16 protein-coding genes are annotated in these 17,965 nt (G+C 64.3%); 6 read left to right on the forward strand and 10 right to left on the reverse strand.

Going from position 1 to position 17,965, the window contains the following annotated elements:
- Nucleotides 1-159 precede the first annotated feature (159 nt).
- The gene (locus QY049_RS26955; protein ID WP_194479532.1) at nt 160-804 is read right to left on the reverse strand and encodes a YqgE/AlgH family protein; all 645 of its coding nucleotides are present in this window, start codon (nt 802-804) and stop codon (nt 160-162) included.
- Nucleotides 805-946: 142 nt separating this feature from the next.
- On the opposite strand from QY049_RS26955, the gene QY049_RS26960 reads away from it, so the two are divergent.
- The 3 genes from QY049_RS26960 (at nt 947) to QY049_RS26970 (ending at nt 4,501) form a co-directional block, all read left to right on the forward strand.
- The gene (locus QY049_RS26960) at nt 947-1,786 is read left to right on the forward strand and encodes a protein-disulfide reductase DsbD domain-containing protein (RefSeq protein ID WP_258765093.1); all 840 of its coding nucleotides are present in this window, start codon (nt 947-949) and stop codon (nt 1,784-1,786) included.
- 336 nt (nt 1,787-2,122) lie between these two features.
- Nucleotides 2,123-3,481 carry an oligosaccharide flippase family protein gene (locus tag QY049_RS26965; protein WP_258766877.1) on the forward strand — a complete coding sequence of 453 codons (1,359 nt, stop codon included), beginning with the start codon at nt 2,123-2,125 and terminating at the stop codon, nt 3,479-3,481.
- A 195-nt stretch (nt 3,482-3,676) separates the two neighbouring features.
- Nucleotides 3,677-4,501, forward strand: coding sequence for a sulfite exporter TauE/SafE family protein (locus QY049_RS26970; RefSeq protein ID WP_258765092.1), 825 nt, complete (start codon nt 3,677-3,679; stop codon nt 4,499-4,501).
- 149 nt (nt 4,502-4,650) lie between these two features.
- Here QY049_RS26970 and QY049_RS26975 read toward each other — a convergent pair whose 3' ends face one another.
- The 8 genes from QY049_RS26975 to cysG form a co-directional block, all read right to left on the reverse strand.
- Nucleotides 4,651-5,439 (reverse strand): 3-hydroxybutyrate dehydrogenase, encoded by a 789-nt coding sequence (locus QY049_RS26975; protein WP_258765091.1) that lies wholly within the window; start codon nt 5,437-5,439, stop codon nt 4,651-4,653.
- Entirely contained in the window at nt 5,432-6,616 is a 1,185-nt protein-coding gene (locus tag QY049_RS26980; RefSeq protein ID WP_194479528.1) for a patatin-like phospholipase family protein, read from the reverse strand. Before QY049_RS26980 ends, QY049_RS26975 begins: the two co-directional genes overlap by 8 nt.
- A gap of 89 nt (nt 6,617-6,705) precedes the next feature.
- A complete protein-coding gene (locus tag QY049_RS26985; protein ID WP_194479527.1) occupies nt 6,706-7,209 on the reverse strand; it encodes a CAP domain-containing protein in 504 nt (167 codons plus the stop codon).
- A gap of 268 nt (nt 7,210-7,477) precedes the next feature.
- Nucleotides 7,478-8,203, reverse strand: a complete 726-nt coding sequence (locus QY049_RS26990) for a phosphoadenylyl-sulfate reductase (protein ID WP_194479526.1) — start codon at nt 8,201-8,203, stop codon at nt 7,478-7,480.
- Nucleotides 8,200-8,715: a DUF934 domain-containing protein gene (locus tag QY049_RS26995; protein WP_258765090.1), complete on the reverse strand. Its 516-nt coding sequence runs from the start codon at nt 8,713-8,715 to the stop codon at nt 8,200-8,202. Before QY049_RS26995 ends, QY049_RS26990 begins: the two co-directional genes overlap by 4 nt.
- Nucleotides 8,702-10,357 carry a nitrite/sulfite reductase gene (locus QY049_RS27000; RefSeq protein ID WP_258765089.1) on the reverse strand — a complete coding sequence of 552 codons (1,656 nt, stop codon included), beginning with the start codon at nt 10,355-10,357 and terminating at the stop codon, nt 8,702-8,704. The genes QY049_RS26995 and QY049_RS27000 overlap by 14 nt, the downstream gene beginning before the upstream one ends.
- Before the next feature lie 11 nt (nt 10,358-10,368).
- Complete coding sequence (locus tag QY049_RS27005) at nt 10,369-10,686, reverse strand: DUF2849 domain-containing protein (protein WP_194479523.1); 318 nt, start codon at nt 10,684-10,686, stop codon at nt 10,369-10,371.
- Nucleotides 10,683-12,119 (reverse strand): siroheme synthase CysG, encoded by a 1,437-nt coding sequence (cysG, locus tag QY049_RS27010; protein ID WP_301270216.1) that lies wholly within the window; start codon nt 12,117-12,119, stop codon nt 10,683-10,685. The genes QY049_RS27005 and cysG overlap by 4 nt, the downstream gene beginning before the upstream one ends.
- Nucleotides 12,120-12,355: 236 nt before the next feature.
- Between cysG and cysD the strand changes: the two genes are divergently transcribed.
- The 3 genes from cysD to QY049_RS27025 all read left to right on the forward strand — a co-directional run bounded on the left by cysD (nt 12,356) and on the right by QY049_RS27025 (nt 17,640).
- Nucleotides 12,356-13,150 carry a sulfate adenylyltransferase subunit CysD gene (gene cysD, locus QY049_RS27015; protein ID WP_258766876.1) on the forward strand — a complete coding sequence of 265 codons (795 nt, stop codon included), beginning with the start codon at nt 12,356-12,358 and terminating at the stop codon, nt 13,148-13,150.
- A 20-nt stretch (nt 13,151-13,170) separates the two neighbouring features.
- Nucleotides 13,171-15,087, forward strand: a complete 1,917-nt coding sequence (gene cysC, locus QY049_RS27020) for an adenylyl-sulfate kinase (protein WP_301270217.1) — start codon at nt 13,171-13,173, stop codon at nt 15,085-15,087.
- Nucleotides 15,088-15,474: 387 nt separating this feature from the next.
- Complete coding sequence (locus QY049_RS27025) at nt 15,475-17,640, forward strand: malate synthase G (protein WP_258765086.1); 2,166 nt, start codon at nt 15,475-15,477, stop codon at nt 17,638-17,640.
- A gap of 78 nt (nt 17,641-17,718) precedes the next feature.
- Here the strand turns inward: QY049_RS27025 and QY049_RS27030 are convergent, their stop codons facing one another.
- Nucleotides 17,719-17,874, reverse strand: coding sequence for a Thivi_2564 family membrane protein (locus tag QY049_RS27030; protein ID WP_063694217.1), 156 nt, complete (start codon nt 17,872-17,874; stop codon nt 17,719-17,721).
- Nucleotides 17,875-17,965 lie beyond the last annotated feature (91 nt).

The raw sequence follows: 17,965 nt of genomic DNA on the forward strand, positions 1-17,965 counted from the left end.
CATCCGAGGAATGCGCCAACTACCTGAAAAACTCAGGCTATCGAACTTAATACCATCACGCTTTAGGCGCGCGCCGTTCTGGACGACGCTACGCGTTGCCAGAAGCTGCGCTTGTCCGGGACGACAGTTGAGGATGTTGCGACGGCTGCGACACCAAGCTTACGCGTGCCCGGCCTCGTTCGACAGCATGCCGGGATCGATGCCGATCTTGCGCAGCGCGCGGCCGTATTTCTCGTCGACGTCGTCGCCGAAGATCAGATCCGCGTCCGCATCGCAATGCAGCCAGCCATTGCTCTGGATTTCGGTTTCGAGCTGGCCGGGCGCCCAGCCGGCATAGCCGAGAGCAAGAATGGCGTGCTTGGGGCCGGAGCCGTTGGCGATCGCGCGCAGGATGTCGACGGTCGCGGTGAGGCAGACGCCGTCGTCGATCCGCAGCGTCGCGTGCTCGATGTAGAAATCGCTGGAATGCAGCACGAAGCCGCGGCCGGTATCGACCGGGCCGCCGGCCAGCACTTTCATGCTTTCGGCATTTTGCGGCAGCTTGATGTGCTCGCCCTTCTTGATGATGCCGAGCTGCTCGAGCAGCTCCGGGAAATCGATGCTGCCGGCCGGGTGATTGACGATGATGCCCATCGCGCCCTCGGCGGAGTGGGCGCAGAGATAGATCACCGAGCGCTCGAAGCGGGAGTCGCCCATGACAGGCATCGCGATAAGGAGCCGGCCGTCGAGATAACCGGCCGAACTGGGGAGCGCAGGGCCTGCGCCGCGGGTGCTTTCGCCCGTCCGTTTGCCTGTGGGAGCCATCGGTAAAGCACTCCGGTTTCAATTCCTATCCTGATGTCGGGCCGGTCCGCTGTCAAATCAAGGCTTGCCGAGACTTGATTCGAGTGCATCCATCACAAGCAATTCAATGGTTTGCCGAGATGCGACCCTGTAAAGACGTGCCATGCTGACAAGAGTTCCCCTGCGTGCGGCGATTGGCGTCGCGACAACCTTGCTTGCGTCGTCGCTGGCGATGGGCGCCCATGCCGACGACGCGTCACAATGGCAGCGCGACGGCCATTCCGCGGTACGGCTGCTCGCGGGATCGCGCAGCGGCGCGGTGCTACTCGGCGGTATCGCGTTCCAGCTCCAGCCCGGCTGGAAGACCTATTGGCGCATGCCGGGCGACTCGGGCGTTCCGCCGCGGTTCGACTTCTCCAGGTCGGAGAATGTCGAGGCGGTGACCGTGATGTGGCCGGCGCCGCTGAAATTCGACGACGGCGCTGGCGGCCATTCGATCGGCTATCACGACCAGATCGTGCTGCCCTTGCGCATCGTCGCCAAGGCCGCCGACAAGCCGGTGACGCTGCGCGCCGAGATCAACTACGCGGTCTGCGAAAAGCTCTGCATCCCCGTCGAGGCCAATATCGAGCTCGGCTTCAACAACGTCGCCTCCACCGAAGACGCCAATTTGCGCTCGGCGCTGGACACGGTGCCGAAGCCCGCAAATGTCGGCGATCCCAATCCGCTGACCATCCGCGACATCAAGCGCGACGGGCCCAAGAACGTGGTGGTCGACGTCGTCGCCCCCGAGAACAGCAAGGTCAATCTGTTCGTGGAGGGGCCGACGCCCGAATGGTCGCTGCCGATTCCAGATCCGGTCGAGCACAGCCCGCCCGGCGTGAAGCGATTTTCCTTCGAACTCGACGGATTGCCGCCGGGTGCCAAGCCCGACGGCGCAGCGCTGAAATTCACGCTGGTCGGGCCGGAGAAATCGTACGAGTTCAATACGAATCTGGAGTGAGCGTTGTCTTGAAGTGAGCGTTGGCTTGGACAACGCGAGTGAGTTGCCCTTCTGGCGGCAAGTTCAGCAGTCATCCCGGACAAGCGTAGCGAAGCGGAGCGCCGATCCGGGATCCATAACCACAGGGAGTGGATTGGCGAAGATTCGGAGTTACCGGCTGCGCGCGACAACTTCTCCCTGGGGGTATGGGTCCCCGCCTTCGCGGGAACGACAGGTGAGGATGAGACAATAGAGCCCCACCCAACCGAATCTTAACGAATGGTTGCTAAGCCCCAAGCGTGCCGCAACAAGCCCGCCGCAACATGCGGGACGCGTGGGGATCCCGACTTGGCCGTGATGGATGCAGAACCCGCAACGACCGGACCGGCCGGGCTGATCGCACGGCTGCGTGCGAAGCTGACGGGCGGCTCGAGCGAGGCGTCACTGACACGGCGGCTGGCCGGCACCATCTTCATCATCCGCGTCATCAGCGCGGGCCTCGCCTATTTTTCACAGGTGTTGCTGGCCCGCTGGATGGGCACGTCCGACTACGGCATCTATGTCTACGTCTGGACCTGGGTGCTGCTGCTCGGCAGCATGATGGATTTCGGCATCTCGGCCTCCGCGCAGAAGATCATTCCGGAGTATCGCGCCAGCGGTGACCATGCGTTGCTGCGCGGCTTCCTCTCCGGCAGCCGCTGGCTGGTCCTTGCTGTCTCCATGCTGGTCTCACTCGCGCTTGCCGGCATCGTCAAGCTGCTGTCGCCGTGGATCGATCCGGCCGAAGAGCTGCCGCTCTATATCGGTTGCATGACCCTGCCCGCCTTCGTCGTCGCCAACACCCAGGACGGCATCGCGCGCTCGCATGACTGGATGCAACTCGGCCTGATGCCGCAATTCATCATCCGCCAGGCCCTGATCATCGGCATCACGGCTTCCGCCTTCCTGCTCGGCTATCATCTCGGCGCGGTCGCCGCGATGGTCGCAAGCGCCGGTGCCGTGTGGATCGCAATGACCGGGCAGATGGTGGTGCTGAACCGCAGGCTCGCCGATCACATCGCGCCCGGCCCCAAGGCTTACGACATCGGCGGCTGGCTCGCGGTCTCGCTGCCGATCCTGCTGGTCGAGAGTTTCTATCTGCTGCTGTCCTACACCGACGTGCTGGTGCTTCAGCAATTCCGTCCCTCCGACGAGGTCGGCGTCTACTTCGCCGTTGTGAAGACACTGGCACTGGTGTCCTTCATCCACTACGCGATGTCGGCGACGACGGCGCATCGTTTCGCCGAATACAACGCCAGCGGCGACAAGGCGCGGCTTTCGGCCTACGTCGCGCATGCCATCGTCTGGACGTTCTGGCCCTCGCTCGCCGCGACCGCCGTGCTGCTCGCGCTCGGCAAGCCGCTGCTCTGGCTGTTCGGACCGCAATTCGTGATCGGCTACGACATCATGTTCGTTGCTGCAATCGGTCTCGTTGTGCGCGCCGCGATCGGTCCGGTCGAGCGGCTCCTCAACATGCTCGGCCAGCAGAAGATCTGCGCCCTCGCATACGCGCTCGCATTCGTCATGAACGTCGTGCTTTGCATCGCGCTGGTGCCGCACTTCGGCGGGCACGGCGCTGCGGCCGCGACCTCGCTCTCGCTGACCTTCGAGACCGTACTGCTGTTCTGGATCGTGCGGCAGCGGCTAGGTCTGCACGTGCTGGCGTTTGGTAAATAGGTCCGACGCATCTGTCCTTGGTCGCCCACGCGGGGGAGGACTGTTTCGCGATCCGCCCGAGAACAAGGCGAAACACCTCTCGTTCCCCGCACCGTAGTACGATTTTCTTATTTCGGCCAAACTGTTGCACTCCGGGGAAAGTTTATTCTACGTCATATTGCCCAACTGACGAGATGAACCTAGATTCCCCCTGACATGATTGATCCACTCTACGTCGCCTCGGGATTTGCCGTCGGCCTGCTTGTCGGGTTGACCGGCGTGGGAGGCGGCTCGTTGATGACGCCGCTCCTGATCCTGCTGTTCGGCATCCATCCGACCACCGCCGTCGGCACCGACCTGCTCTATGCCGCCGCCACCAAGACCGGCGGCAGCGTGGTGCATGGCTGGTCGCGGAGCGTGCACTGGCCCGCGGTGCTGCGGCTGGCCTGCGGCAGCATTCCGGCAAGCGCGCTGACGCTGCTAGTGTTGTGGAAGCTCGATCTCCGGGGCGATACCGAGCGCGATCTGGTCAATCTGGTGCTGTGCTTTGCGCTGCTCCTGACCGCGACCTCGCTGATCTTCCGCAAGTCGATCATGGAGCGCTATCGCCGCCGCATGAAGCAGGTCAGCGAGCGCACCACGGTGGTTGCGACCGTCGTGACCGGAATTGTCCTCGGCGTGCTTGTCTCGATTTCGTCGGTCGGCGCCGGCGCGGTCGGCGTGACCGTGCTGCTGCTGCTCTACCCGCGCCTGCCGATGGCAACCATCGTCGGCTCCGACATCGCGCACGCCGTGCCGCTGACGCTGGTGGCCGGCATCGGCCACTGGATGCTCGGCTCGGTCGACTGGAGTTTGATGGGCGTGCTGCTGCTGGGCTCGCTGCCCGGCATCATCATCGGCAGCTACAGCGCGACGCGCGTGCCGGAAACGGTGCTGCGCGTGGCGCTCGCCAGCGTTCTGGTCGTGGTCGCCAGCAAGATCATGTTCGCGGAGCTCAACCTGCAATCCGCGATCGTGACGGCGCTGGCCTGGAGCCATTGAACGGCAAGCTGCCACCTCGGTTTCGGTGGCATCGCCCGCGAAAGCGGGCGATCCAGTGTTCGGAGACAGCTGTAGTTGAGCCGAGAGCCTCGGCGCACTGGATGCCCCGCTTTCGCGGGGCATTATAGCAGCCAAATAAGTCGGCGCCGTTACTCCGCGGTCCAGCCGCCGTCGATCGACAGGTTGGTGCCGGTGATCTGCGCAGCATCGTCGCTGCACAGGAACAGCGCGAGCGCTGCGACCTGCTCCGAGGTCACGAACTCCTTGGTCGGCTGCGCGTCGAGCAGCACGTCGTTGATGACCTGCTCGCGCGTGAGGTTACGTGCCTTCATCGTATCGGGGATCTGCTTCTCGACCAGCGGCGTCCAGACATAGCCGGGGCTGATGCAGTTGCAGGTAATCTTGCTGGTCGCAACTTCCAGCGCGACGGTCTTGGTCAGGCCGGCGATGCCGTGCTTGGCCGATACGTAGGCCGACTTGAACGGGGAGGCGACCAACGAGTGCGCCGAGGCGGTGTTGATGATACGGCCCCAGCCCTTCTTCTTCATGCCGGGGACAGCGGCGCGAATGGCGTGGAAGGCCGAGGACAAGTTGATCGCGATGATCTGGTCCCACTTTTCCGGCGGGAATTCCTCGATCGGCGAGACGAACTGGATGCCGGCATTGTTGACGAGGATGTCGACCGAGCCGAACGACTTCTCGCCGAGCGCGATCATCCCGGCGATCTCGGCCGGCTTGGTCATGTCGGCGGGCGAGTAAACCGCCTTCACGCCGAAATCGGACTCGATCTTCGTGCGCTCCTTCTCGATGTCCTCGGGCGCACCGAAACCGTTGATGACGACATTGGCGCCCGCGGCGGCAAAGGCGCGCGCATAAGCAAGGCCGATGCCGCTGGTCGAGCCGGTTACGACGGCGTTCTTGCCTGATAGACTACCCATCTTGTTCGCTCCTTTTTGGCGGGGGCGCGGTGACGTCCCCCGTGAGATCGTAGGTCACCATGGTCTCGCCGGACTGCGGCTTCTCGAGCCAATCCTTGTGACGCATCGACAGATGCACGTCGCGCACGCCGCTTTCCCAATGCTCGACCATGGCGACATGCGAGAAGTCATAGTCCTTGGACGAGGATTCGTAGTTCTTGCTGCGATAGATCAAGTGCACCACGGTAACGGTGCTTTCGCGCGATACCTTTGCGAGGAATTCGACCGACGGGTCGTTCTTCAGATAGTCAGGCAGCTTGCCGATCAGGTCGCGCACGGCCCTGCGGGCGTTGTGCAGCTGCTTGTTCTTGTCGGTGTTCATCCGCGTGCGGCTGGAGAAGCGGATGTCCTTCTCGCGCTCGGTGGCCTCGAGCAGCGAGTTCGGCAGATCGCCGCGCGCACTGAACAGATCGACCTGGAAGATCAGCATGTCGCGATCGGTTTCGGCATCGAGCACGAAGTCGAGCGGCGTGTTGGAGGCGATGCCACCGTCCCAGTAATGTTCGCCGTCGATCACGACCGACGGAAAACCCGGCGGCAGTGCGCCGGAAGCCATGACGTGCTCGGGGCCGATTTTCTTGCCGAGTTTCTTGAACTCGTAATTGTCGAAATACTTGAAATTGCCGGAGGTCACGCCGACGGCGCCGACCGACAGGCGGGTCTTGAGGTCGTTGATACGATCGAAGTCGACGAGCCGCTCCAGCGTCTTCTTCAGCGGCGCCGTGTCGTAATAGCTCTCTGCTTGCGGGCTGCCCGGCGGCCAGAGCGGCGCGGGCGGGAGGCGCGGCGTGAAGAAGCCGGGCACGCCGAAGGTCGCGATCAGCGCGGCGCTGGTGGAATTGAACAGCTCGCGGCTGTGATCGCTCTTGCCGATCGGTTTCCACGGCACCGGAGCGGACACCATCTCCCAGAATTCCTTGAGCCGCTTGACGCGGGTCGGGCCCTCATTGCCGGCGATGATGGCGGCATTGACCGCGCCGATCGAGATACCGGCAACCCATTCCGGCTCGAAGTCGAAATGGCACAGCGCCTGGTAAGCGCCCGCCTGGTACGAGCCGAGCGCACCACCGCCCTGGAGAACCAGGACGCGCTGCGCCTTCGCGGGGACTGTTGCGACTTCCGGGCTGTGGTCGGTCATGCGGGGGACATCAACAAATAATCGCAAAAGGCGAGCCACCGTGGCGACAGTCTGCCGCGGCGTCAATGCATCCCGGGATCAAGTCTGGCTTATCGGGGGTCGGTCGACGCCAGAATCATGGTCCAGAACACCTTGTACTTGGTGCCCGGAGCATAGCTCGCCGCTATGCCCAATTTTGTGACACCGCTCTTGAGCATGTTGGCGCGGTGCGGAGGCGAGTCGCGCCAGCCGGAAAACGCTTCCGCCAGCGTATGATAGCCGGCCGAGATGTTCTCGACCGCCACGGTCGCGGGATAGCCGCCGGCGGCCAGGCGTTTGCCCAGCGGCGCGCGGACGTCGTGGTCCATCTTGTTGGCAGCAGCCATGGCGTTGGACTGGGATTCGGCAAGCCGCATCAACTCGGGGTCGACCTCGACGGTGCCGAGCCCGTTGTTCTGGCGGTATTGCGAGATCATGATCGCGGCGGCAGGCGCATCGAGCTTGGCGCCCGGGACCGACATGTCGGCATACATCGACGGCTGCTGGACCGGCGCTTCATTGCCGGCGCAGCCGACGAGAAGCAAAGTGAGAAGGATCGCGGCCGCAGCGCGCATGTAGGGGCCCCCAAATGAGGGGCCGTTGTTGCATACCAACCGTGGCTGAAAGGTGAATTTTGAGGAAAATCGTGCCTCTCATTCCGGGGCGCGCACTTGCGCGAACCCGGAATCTCGAGATTCCGGGTCTGGTCCTTCGGACCATCCCGGAATGACGGTGCCTTAACTGGCAAACATGCGGTGCGGCGGGGCTGGAAGCCGGTCATGTCGCCCAGTACCCAGTTCCCTGTCGCGAGGGATATTGGCCTCAAGGCTTGGCGCGACTGCGCTAGGAAGTCTTCATCGTGTGGATGCCGCATTCCGTCTTGGCGCGGCCACGCCAGCGACCTGCGCGCTCATCCTCGCCCTCGGCCGTTCTGCTGGTGCAAGGCATACACCCAACCGAGCGAAAACCGGATGCGGCAAGGGGATGACGCGGCAGTTTGGCACCAACGAAGATAGCCTCGAGTTCCTCGCGTGAGACATTGGCGAAGGGATTGAACTTCAGCCGCACACCGTCGTCCTCGACGACTGGAATGTCGGCGCGGGCGTTACCCTGGAAGCGCTTGCGGCCGTTGAGCCAGGCATCGAATGGCTTCAGTGCACGCGCCAGCGGCTCGACCTTGCGAATACGGCAGCAGGCATCGGGATCGGAGAACCAGAGCTCACGGTCGGGATCCTCGCGCGACAGCGTCTCCTCGGCCGGCTTGATGGAGCGGACGTCCTCCAGGCCCAGCGTCGCGATCAGCGTGTCGCGATAGGCCAGCGTCTCCTCGAACAGCCAGCCGGTGTCGAGGAAGATCACCGGAATCGCCGGATCGACATCCGCCATTACCTTGAGCAGCGTTGCCGATTCCGTTCCGAACGACGACACCAGGGCGAGCTTCTCGCGCCCGACCGCCTTCAGCGCCGCGGCGACGACTTCTGCAGGTGAGGCATCGCGCAACGCACGATCGAGCTCCGCTGCCGACGGCAGCGCAGAGACGGACGAGACCTGGGGCAGAACCGCGTTCACGTGCCGACACCCTCGGAATGACGCAGCTGCATACGCCGGTGCAGCGCCGTGATCCGGCCGTCGCCGGTCGGCTGATAGAACACCGAATAGCGTTTCGCCGTCTGCATGAAGGCTTCTGCGTCAGCCTGCTTCTTCACCTCGAAGGAGTCGAAGCCGGCGCGCAGCATGAACACGAACTGATCGCGAAGGATCTGGCCGGTCGCGCGCAATTCGCCGCGATAATTGTAACGCTCGCGCAGCAGGCGCGCCTGGCTGTAGGCGCGGCCGTCACGGAAGGTCGGGAACACCAGCGCGACGGCGACGATCCTGCCGAGATAGGGCACGAGCTCGTCGATGTCGCGGTTGTTCGGCCAGATCACGCCGACCTTGCCGGTGCGCTTGAGCAGCGCATCCGCCTCGGCGATGAAACGCTCAGCCGGCACCAGGACGTCGCCGCTCTCGGGCAGCGGCGTGTCGACGGCCAGCTTGACGAAACTATCGTCGGCGATTTTTCCGCCGTTAACGAGTGGCATAGACGCGCTCCTTGAAGGGTTCGACACCGAGCCGCTTCACCGTGTCGATGAACAGCTCTTCGGGCCGCTCGCGCAGCGCAAGATAGGCTTCCACGACGTCTTCGATGACGTCGGCGACCTCGTCGAACTTGACGCCGGGGCCGATCAGATTGCCCAGCGCCGCGCCCTCGTCGGCACGGCCGCCGATGGTGATCTGGTAGACCTCCTCGCCGTTCTTCTCGACGCCGAGAATGCCAATGTGGCCGACATGGTGGTGACCGCAGGCATTGATGCAGCCGGAGATGTTGATGTGGAGCCGGCCGATCAGGTTCGCGAGCTCGTGGTTGGCGAAGCGCCGCGTCAGTTCCTGCGCGATCGGGATCGAGCGCGCGTTCGCCAACGAGCAGTAGTCGAGACCGGGACAAGCGATGATGTCCGTGATCAGATTGACGTTGGGCGTCGCCAGCCCGAGCTTGTCGAGCGCCTTCCACAGCGCCGGCAGGTCCCGCTTGGCGACGTGCGGCAGTGCCAGGTTCTGCTCGTGGCCGACGCGGATCTCGCCAAAGGAATATTTGTCGGCGAGATCGGCCAGCGCGTCCATCTGATCCGCCGTGGCGTCGCCCGGAGGTGCGCCGATCGGCTTCAGCGAGATGGTGACGATGGAATAGCCCTGCACCTTGTGAGGGGCGACCGAGTTCTTGCGCCACACCTCGAAGTCGGCATCGGCCGCGGCCTGACGCAGCTCGTCCGGCATATGCGGCAGCTTTTCGTAAGCGGGATAGGTGAAGCGCGAGCGGATGTCCTCGATCACCTCGTCGTCGATCTGGAGCGAGGAGTTGCGGATGTGTTGCCACTCCTCCTCGACCTCGCGCGAGAATTTCTCGATGCCGAGCTCGTGCACCAGTATCTTGATGCGTGCCTTGTAGATGTTGTCGCGGCGGCCGTACTGGTTGTAGACGCGCAGGATAGCCTCGATGTAGCTGAGGATATCGCGGCCGTGCACGAAGTGCTTGATGGTCTTGCCGATGAACGGCGTGCGGCCGAGGCCGCCGCCGACGAGCACCTCGAAGCCGGTCTCGCCCTTCTCGTTCTTGATCAGCTTCAGCCCGATGTCGTGGATCTTGATCGCGGCGCGGTCGTGGTCCGACGCGGTGATCGCGATCTTGAACTTGCGCGGCAGGAACGAGAACTCAGGATGCAGCGTGGTGTGCTGGCGGATCAGCTCCGACCAGATGCGCGGATCCTCGATCTCGCCGGGCGCGACGCCGGCCCACTGGTCCGAGGTGACGTTGCGCATGTTGTTGCCGGAGGTCTGCATCGCATGGATGCCGACCCTGGCGAGATCTTCCAGGGCGTCCGGCAACTCGGCGAGCTTGATCCAGTTGAACTGGATGTTCTGCCGGGTGGTGAAGTGGCCGTAGCCGCGGTCGTACTTGCGTGCGACATGGGCCAGCGCCCGCAGTTGGTTCGTCGCCAGCGTTCCGTAAGGAATCGCGACGCGGAACATGTAGGCGTGCAATTGCAGATAGACGCCGTTCTGCAGGCGCAGGATCTTGAACTCGTCCTCGGTGAGCTCGCCGGAGAGGCGGCGCTTCACCTGGTCGCGGAACTCCGAGACGCGCTCGTTGACGAGCGTGCGGTCGATTTCGTCGTAAGCGTACATAAGCGAATGCCTTAAGCCTGGGCCGACTGACCGATGGTCACGCCGGTGCGGCGGATCTGTTCGCGCAGATTGCCCGGTTCGATCTTGCCGTCCGCGCCGACCTGCACCGGGGCGATATAGGGACCAATCGCGCCGACGTCATCGGCGACCGACTCTGCAAGCAAGGCCTTGGCGTCGTCCGAGTTGCGCACGATCGCGGCTTCCGAGAGGTCCGCGGACCAGCTCCTGGCAGCGGTGCGGTACACCACGATGCCGTCCCAGGTACGGTTGGCGGTCACAACCGAGGGGCCGGCGATTTTGATCTTCTTCTGTTCAAGCGGGGAGGTCATTCGGCTGCATCCAATAGGTCAGAGATGATTTGAGCTGGGTTTTTCTTGGAGGGTTGGCGGAGAAGCGAACCGGCATGCCGGACCACGTCGCCGATGACGAGGATGGCGGGACCGCCATCGGTCTGCCGTACGAACTCCGGCAGGTCGCGCAGCGTGCCGATCGCGCCTTGCGCGTCGGGACGCGTCACGCGGGCAAACACGCCGACGGGTGTCTCCGGCGAGCGGCCGGCGGCGAACAGCCCGGCACGGATCGCGGGCGCAGCGGTCATGCCCATGTAGACCACGACAGTCATCTTGGTGTCGGTCAGCGTCGACCAATCCACGGCCTCAGCATCGCGTGCCTTGTGCGCGGTGAGGAAGGTGATGCGGGTCGCTTCATGGCGATAGGTGAGCGGCACTTCGAACTCGGCGGCACCGCCGAGTCCGGCGGTGATGCCGGGAATGATCGAATAGGCGACGCCGGCAGCGCGAAGCGCTTCCACCTCTTCGCCGCCGCGGCCGAACACGAAGGGATCGCCGCCCTTCAGCCGCACCACGCGCTGGCCGGCTTGCGCGGCCTCGATCATACGCTTGTTGATGGCGTCCTGGCCGATGCCCGGCTTGCCGACGCGGCGCCCCACTGCCACGCGCGTCGTATCGCGGCGGATGCGATCAAGGATCTCTGGTGAAACCAGCTCGTCGTGGAAAACGATGTCGGCATCCTGGAGCGCGCGCAGGGCCTTGATGGTGAGGAGGTCGGGATCGCCGGGACCGGCGCCGACCAGCGCAACGGAGCCGTCCGGCTTGTCGGCTCGTGCGAAACCGGACGGATCGGCAATCGCCTTGAGCGCGGCATCCGCGTCGGCCTTGCGGCCCGCGAGCACGGACGCTCCGATCGGACCGTCGATGACGCGCTCCCAGAAGCGGCGGCGCAGCGGAAACTCGGCAATGCGCACGTTGATGGACTTGCGGAAGCCGCCGATGAACTCGGCGAGTTCGCCGATGCGCGCCGGCAGCAGCGCCTCGATCTTCTCGCGCACGCGCCGCGCCACCACCGGCGAGGTGCCGCCGGTGCCGACCGCGACCACGACGTCGCCGCGATCGACGATGGCAGGGAAGATGAAGCTGGAATGTTCGAGATCGTCCATGACGTTGACGGGCAGGCCGAGCGATTTCGCGCGCGCCGACATCGCCACACCAACATCGCCCGCGCCCGCGCAGACGATCGCAATGACGCCCGAGAGATCGGCGGTGAGCGGATCGGCGGTGGCGGTCTCGATACGCGCCGCGTCGTCGGAGTTCAGACCCAGTTCGTGATTACCATCGATCGCATGCACGCGGATGCGCGCACCGGCGGCGGCAAGCACGCGCAATTTTGCGCGCAAAAGCTCACCCGCGCCGATGAGGACCACCGGACCGGCCTTGAGATCGAGGAACACCGGCAAGAACCGCATGCGATACTCGCTTCCCCCACATCCGGGGTTGACTGGAATTATTTTCTATATATGTGTCGTTTCTAGCGCGCAAAGAGAAAATTTTTTCTTCTCTCTTGCACCGCAACTATAGAAAATTCGCCTCCAAACGCAAAGTGGCAGAGATGCATCTTCTCAGGACCGATTCCGGCGCAGATGGGCTGGGTTTCGCAGCTTCCGTTTCAGAGCAAAACGCGATCGAGCAGACCGCGCCCAGCATGGACCATCTCGACCAGCTCGAGGCCCAGAGCATCTACATTTTCCGCGAGGCCTTTGCCCGCCTGAAGAAGATCGCCCTGCTGTGGTCGCTCGGCAAGGACTCCAACGTCATGATCTGGCTGGCGCGGAAAGCGTTCTTCGGCCGCGTGCCGTTCCCAGCCCTCCATGTCGACACCGGCAAGAAGTTTCCGGAGATGTACCGTTTTCGCGATCACTACGGGAAGGAATGGGAGCTCGACCTGCGCGTCGAGCCCTGCCCGCCCATCGATGCCGTCGACCCAACGCTGCCGCCGGCCGCCCGTTCCGCCGCGCGCAAGACCGAAGGTCTCAAGATGGCGCTGGCGAAATACGGCTTTGACGGCCTGATCGCCGGTATTCGTCGCGACGAGGAAGCCACCCGCGCCAAGGAGCGCGTGTTTTCGCCGCGCGGCCTGGAGGGCAATTGGGACGTGCGCGACCAGCCGCCCGAGTTCTGGGACCATTTCAACGCATCGCCGCCGCAGGGCGCGCATTTGCGTATCCACCCGATCCTGCATTGGACCGAGGCCGACATCTGGGCCTACACCAAGCGCGAGAACATCCCGATCATCCCGCTCTATCTCGCCAGGGACGGCAAGCGCTATCGCTCGCTGGGCGATCAGGACATCACCAATCCCGTCGCCTCGACCGCGTCGAACATCGACGAGATCCTGGCCGAGCTCGAGCAGACCAAGGTGCCGGAGCGTGCCGGCCGCGCACTCGACCACGAGACCGAGGACGCTTTCGAGCGTCTGCGCGTCGCCGGCTATCTCTGATTCAAGGACGCATCGCGGTCATGAACATGCTCGTCACTCCTACGTCGCCCGCCACGCCGAACGGCACCACGCGTCCCCAAGTGCGCATCGTCATCGTCGGCCATGTCGACCACGGCAAGTCGACGCTGGTCGGTCGCCTCCTGCACGAGACCGGCAGCCTGCCCGATGGCAAGCTCGAAATGCTCAAAGCCGTCAGCGCGCGGCGCGGCATGCCGTTCGAATGGTCGTTCCTGCTCGACGCGCTCCAGACTGAGCGCGACCAAGGCATCACCATCGACACCACGCAGATCCGCTTCCGCACCAATTCGCGCGACATCGTGCTGATCGACGCGCCCGGCCACGCCGAATTTTTGCGCAACATGATCACCGGCGCCTCGCAGGCTGACGGCGCGGTGTTGATCATCGACGCGCTCGAAGGCGTGCGCGACCAGACCCGCCGCCACGGCTATCTGCTGCATCTGCTCGGCGTGAAGCAGGTCGCCGTGGTCGTCAACAAGATGGACCGCGTCGACTTCTCCGCCGGCCGTTTCAAGGACATCAGCGACGAGATCTCGGCGCATCTCAACGGCCTCGGCGTGAAGCCGACCGCGGTGATCCCGATTTCCGCCCGCGACGGCGACGGCGTCGCCGAGCGCACCGGCCGCATTGGCTGGTACAAGGGCCCGACCGTGGTCGAGGCACTCGATCGGCTCGAACCGGCCCGGCCGCTGGAAGCGCTGGCGCTGCGGCTGCCGGTGCAGGCAATCTACAAGTTCGACGACCGTCGCATCGTGGCCGGCCGCATCGAATCCGGGAGCCTGATTGCCGGCGACGAGATCGTGATCATGCCCGCGGGCAAGATCGCCAGGATCAAGACGGTCGAGAGCAGGCCGGTGACGCCGGTCGCTGGCCGTCAGGGTGCCGGCCGCTCGGTCGGCATCACGCTCGACCGCGAATTGTTCATCGAGCGCGGCGACATCATCGCGCATGCGAGCACCGCTCCGCGCGAGACGCGCCGACTGCGCGCGCGCATCTTCTGGCTACACGACAAGCCGCTCGCCAAGGGCGACCAACTGCTGGTCCGCTGCGGACCGAAGGAAAGCCGCGCCACCGTCGTCGCCATCGAGAAGGCGGTCGACCCCGGCGAGCTATCGAGCAGCGAGAACAAGGCGATCGGCCGCAACCATGTCGGCGAGATCGACATCTCCCTGTCCAATCCGATCGCAACCGATCCCTACACGGAGAATCCCCGCACCGGCCGCCTCGTGATCGAGGTCTCCGGACGTATCGCCGGCGGCGGTCTCGTGCTGTCGGTCGATGCCGGCCAGCGCGCCGTGCCCGTCGACATCGTGCCGGTGGAATCGGCGCTGCGCGCCGACGAGCGCTCGGCGCGCTATCGCCACAACGGTGCCGTGGTCTGGCTCACCGGCCTGCCCGCCTCCGGCAAGTCGACGCTGGCGAAGGCACTGGAGCGGCGTCTCTTCACCAACGGCGGCTCGCCAATCCTGCTCGACGGCGACACGCTGCGCGCCGGACTCAACGGCGATCTCGGCTTCTCCGCCACCGACCGCAGCGAGAACATCCGCAGGCTGGCCGAGGTTGCGACGCATCTGGCGCGCAACGGCCATATCGCCATCGTCGCCGCCGTCTCGCCTGCCCGCGAGGACCGCGCCAGCGCCCGCCGCATCGCCGACACCGCGTTCCGCGAAATCCATGTCGCGACGCCGGCCGATGTCTGCGAGGAGCGCGACCCCAAGGGTCACTACAAGAAGGCCCGCGCCGGCGCGCTGGCCTCGTTCACCGGCATCGGCAACGACTACGAGCGGCCGGAGGCGGCTGAGCTTGTGATCGACACCTCGACGCGGACGGTTGCCGAGGCGGCGGATGAGATCGAGCAGATGCTGAAGACATCAGGCGTGCTGTTCGACGAACTCGTGGACCTCGCCGCGAATATTTGAGGCGGACGTCCGCGTGGTGCGCACACTGCCGCCACGCAGGCAGTGCGTTCCCTCCCCCCTTGTGGGGGAGGGTTAAGGAGAGGGGTCCACACGGGGACTCTCTCAAGCGAGAACTGATACGCCTTTTCCTGGGCTACCCCTCTCCCCCGCCCTCCCCGCAAGGGGGGGAGGGAGCGCATTTGCGCATGCGGCGTCGAGCCGGACTCAAGCCTGTAAAACGAGCAGCCCTAGACACCTCGTCTTGACATTTTGACAAGCCCCTTGGGGTCTTCTCACCGCACCGATTTTGGGGCTAATAGGTCCTGAAAGCCGCCCCTTGTGGGCGCATTTTGCTGCTCGCGGGTCAAAGGCAGCCAAAAACAGCCATTTCCAACAAGAAAGACCATCATGAAACGCGTCGACGCCCACGGATTGAAGATCGCCCCCGTCCTTTTCGATTTCATCGCCAAGGAAGCCGCCCCGAAAACCGGGATCGCGCCGGATGCGTTCTGGGCCGGGGTGGCGGCCATCATCAAGGAGCTGGGGCCGAAGAACCGCTCGCTGCTCGCCTTCCGTGATCAGCTCCAGGCCAGGATCGACGACTGGCACCGTGCCCACAAGGGCAAGGCGTTCGACCTCGACGCCTACACGGCTTTCCTGAAGGAGATCGGCTATCTCGTGCCGGAGCCGGCGACGCAGAAAGTCGAGACCGCCAATGTCGACGAGGAAATCGGCAAGATCTGCGGCCCGCAGCTGGTCGTGCCGCTCACCAATGCGCGCTATGCGCTGAACGCGGCAAATGCGCGCTGGGGTTCGCTGTATGACGCCTTCTACGGCACCGACGCGATCCCGCACGATCCCACGGAGAGCGGCAAGGGTTACAACAAGGCGCGCGGCGACAAGGTGATCGCCAAGGCCAAGGCGTTCCTCGACGCCGCCGTGCCGCTGGCGACCGGCAGCCACACCGACGTCACCGCCTATAGCGTCGTCGCGGGCCAACTCGCCGTGAAGCTGAAGAGCGGCAACGCCACAGCGCTGAAGAACTCGGCTCAGTTCGCCGGCTTCCAGGGCGATGCAGCCGCACCGTCAGCGGTGCTGCTGGTCAACAACGGCCTGCATGTCGAAGTGACGATCAACCGCAACAGCGCGATCGGCAAGGACGATCCGGCCGGCGTCGCCGACATGGTGATGGAAGCCGCGGTCTCGACCATTCTCGACATGGAAGACTCGGTCGCCGCCGTCGATGCCGAAGACAAGGTGCTGGTCTATCGCAACACGCTCGGGCTGATGAACGGTACGCTGTCGGCGGACTTCGAAAAGGGCGGCAAGACGCTGACCCGTTCGCTCAACGCCGACCGTTCCTACAAGACGCCTGACGGCAAGGGCGAGGGGAAGCTGCACGGCCGCAGCCTGCTGCTGATGCGCAATTGCGGTCACCACATGTTCACCGACGCGGTGCTGGACGAGGCCGGCGAGGAAGTGCCGGAAGGCCTGCTCGACGCAGCGGTCTCGGGCCTGCTTGCCATTCACGACCTCAAGGGCAACTCCAAGACCAAGAACAGCCGCACGGGCTCGGCCTATATCGTCAAGCCGAAGATGCACGGCCCCGACGAGGTCTCGTTCACCTGCGAGATCTTCGACCGCGTCGAGAAGATGCTGGGCCTGACTGAGAACACGCTCAAGGTCGGCATCATGGACGAGGAACGGCGCACCACCGTCAACCTCAAAGCCTGCATCCAGCGCGCCTCCAAGCGCATCATGTTCATCAACACCGGCTTCCTCGACCGCACCGGCGACGAGATCCACACCTCGATGGAAGCGGGTCCGATGATCCGCAAGAACGAGATGAAGGCGCAGGCCTGGATCAAGGCCTATGAGGACTGGAACGTCGACATGGGCCTGATCGACGGCCTGCCCGGCCATGCCCAAATTGGCAAGGGCATGTGGGCCGCGCCCGACAAGATGGCGGACATGCTGCAACAGAAGCTCGCGCATCCGCAGGCCGGCGCCACCACGGCCTGGGTGCCCTCGCCGACCGCCGCGACGCTGCACGCCCTGCACTATCACCAGGTCAACGTCATCGCGCGTCAGCAGGAGCTGGCCAAGGGCGGGCCCCGCGCGAAGCTCTCCGACATCCTCACCATTCCGGTGTCGAAGTCGAACTGGGCGCCCGACGACGTCAAGCAGGAGATCGACAACAACTGCCAGGGCATTCTGGGTTACGTCGTGCGCTGGATCGACCAGGGCGTCGGCTGCTCCAAGGTGCCTGACATCCACGATGTCGGCCTGATGGAAGACCGCGCGACACTGCGCATCTCCAGCCAGCATCTCGCCAACTGGCTGCACCAGGGCGTGATCAGCGAAGCGCAGGTGATGGAATCGCTCAAGCGCATGGCCGTCGTCGTCGACAAGCAGAACGAAGGCGACGCGATCTACAAGCCGATGGCGCCCGGCTTCGACGGCGTCGCCTTCAAGGCCGCCTGCGACCTCATCTTCAAAGGCCGCGAGCAGCCGAACGGCTACACCGAATACATCCTCACCGCGCGCCGCCGCGAGGCGAAGGCAGCGAGCTGATAGGATCGCTTGTTTGGACATCAAAAGCCCCGACTCGTGTCGGGGCTTTTTTGTTGGGCAGTTGCGTCGTGCGCCAGTCTAGAAAACCGCGAGATATTTCAGAAGCGAGACAATGCCGATGATGATGACGATGACGCGCGCGATCTGCTTGGCGCGGCCGTCCATCGGCAGCATGTTGATGAGGTAGAGCACGAGAATGATGACGAGAAAGGTGACGAGTACGCCGACCAGCATTGCAGGGCCCCCTTCAGGCAATTGCTAACGAGGTCCTAACGTCTGTCTCGCGCGCCGGTTCCATCGACGCAACCCCTTACAAATTATGAGA

Origin of the sequence: Bradyrhizobium sp. WYCCWR 13022 (genome assembly GCF_030435535.1) — a bacterium.
In the GTDB taxonomy this organism is placed as follows: Bacteria; Pseudomonadota; Alphaproteobacteria; order Rhizobiales; family Xanthobacteraceae; genus Bradyrhizobium.

Excerpts from the sequence above, each read along its gene's own strand:
- cysC (WP_301270217.1), top strand. The coding sequence starts at position 13,171 with ATGAACATGCTCGTCACTCCTACGTCGCCCGCCACGCCGAACGGCACC.
- QY049_RS26980 (WP_194479528.1), bottom strand. The coding sequence starts at position 6,616 with ATGACCGACCACAGCCCGGAAGTCGCAACAGTCCCCGCGAAGGCGCAG.
- QY049_RS26965 (WP_258766877.1), top strand. The coding sequence starts at position 2,123 with ATGGATGCAGAACCCGCAACGACCGGACCGGCCGGGCTGATCGCACGG.
- cysD (WP_258766876.1), top strand. The coding sequence starts at position 12,356 with ATGGACCATCTCGACCAGCTCGAGGCCCAGAGCATCTACATTTTCCGC.
- QY049_RS27025 (WP_258765086.1), top strand. The coding sequence starts at position 15,475 with ATGAAACGCGTCGACGCCCACGGATTGAAGATCGCCCCCGTCCTTTTC.
- QY049_RS26985 (WP_194479527.1), bottom strand. The coding sequence starts at position 7,209 with ATGCGCGCTGCGGCCGCGATCCTTCTCACTTTGCTTCTCGTCGGCTGC.
- QY049_RS26970 (WP_258765092.1), top strand. The coding sequence starts at position 3,677 with ATGATTGATCCACTCTACGTCGCCTCGGGATTTGCCGTCGGCCTGCTT.
- QY049_RS27005 (WP_194479523.1), bottom strand. The coding sequence starts at position 10,686 with ATGACCTCCCCGCTTGAACAGAAGAAGATCAAAATCGCCGGCCCCTCG.
- QY049_RS27030 (WP_063694217.1), bottom strand. The coding sequence starts at position 17,874 with ATGCTGGTCGGCGTACTCGTCACCTTTCTCGTCATCATTCTCGTGCTC.
- QY049_RS27000 (WP_258765089.1), bottom strand. The coding sequence starts at position 10,357 with ATGTACGCTTACGACGAAATCGACCGCACGCTCGTCAACGAGCGCGTC.
- QY049_RS26955 (WP_194479532.1), bottom strand. The coding sequence starts at position 804 with ATGGCTCCCACAGGCAAACGGACGGGCGAAAGCACCCGCGGCGCAGGC.
- QY049_RS26960 (WP_258765093.1), top strand. The coding sequence starts at position 947 with ATGCTGACAAGAGTTCCCCTGCGTGCGGCGATTGGCGTCGCGACAACC.
- cysG (WP_301270216.1), bottom strand. The coding sequence starts at position 12,119 with ATGCGGTTCTTGCCGGTGTTCCTCGATCTCAAGGCCGGTCCGGTGGTC.
- QY049_RS26975 (WP_258765091.1), bottom strand. The coding sequence starts at position 5,439 with ATGGGTAGTCTATCAGGCAAGAACGCCGTCGTAACCGGCTCGACCAGC.
- QY049_RS26995 (WP_258765090.1), bottom strand. The coding sequence starts at position 8,715 with ATGCCACTCGTTAACGGCGGAAAAATCGCCGACGATAGTTTCGTCAAG.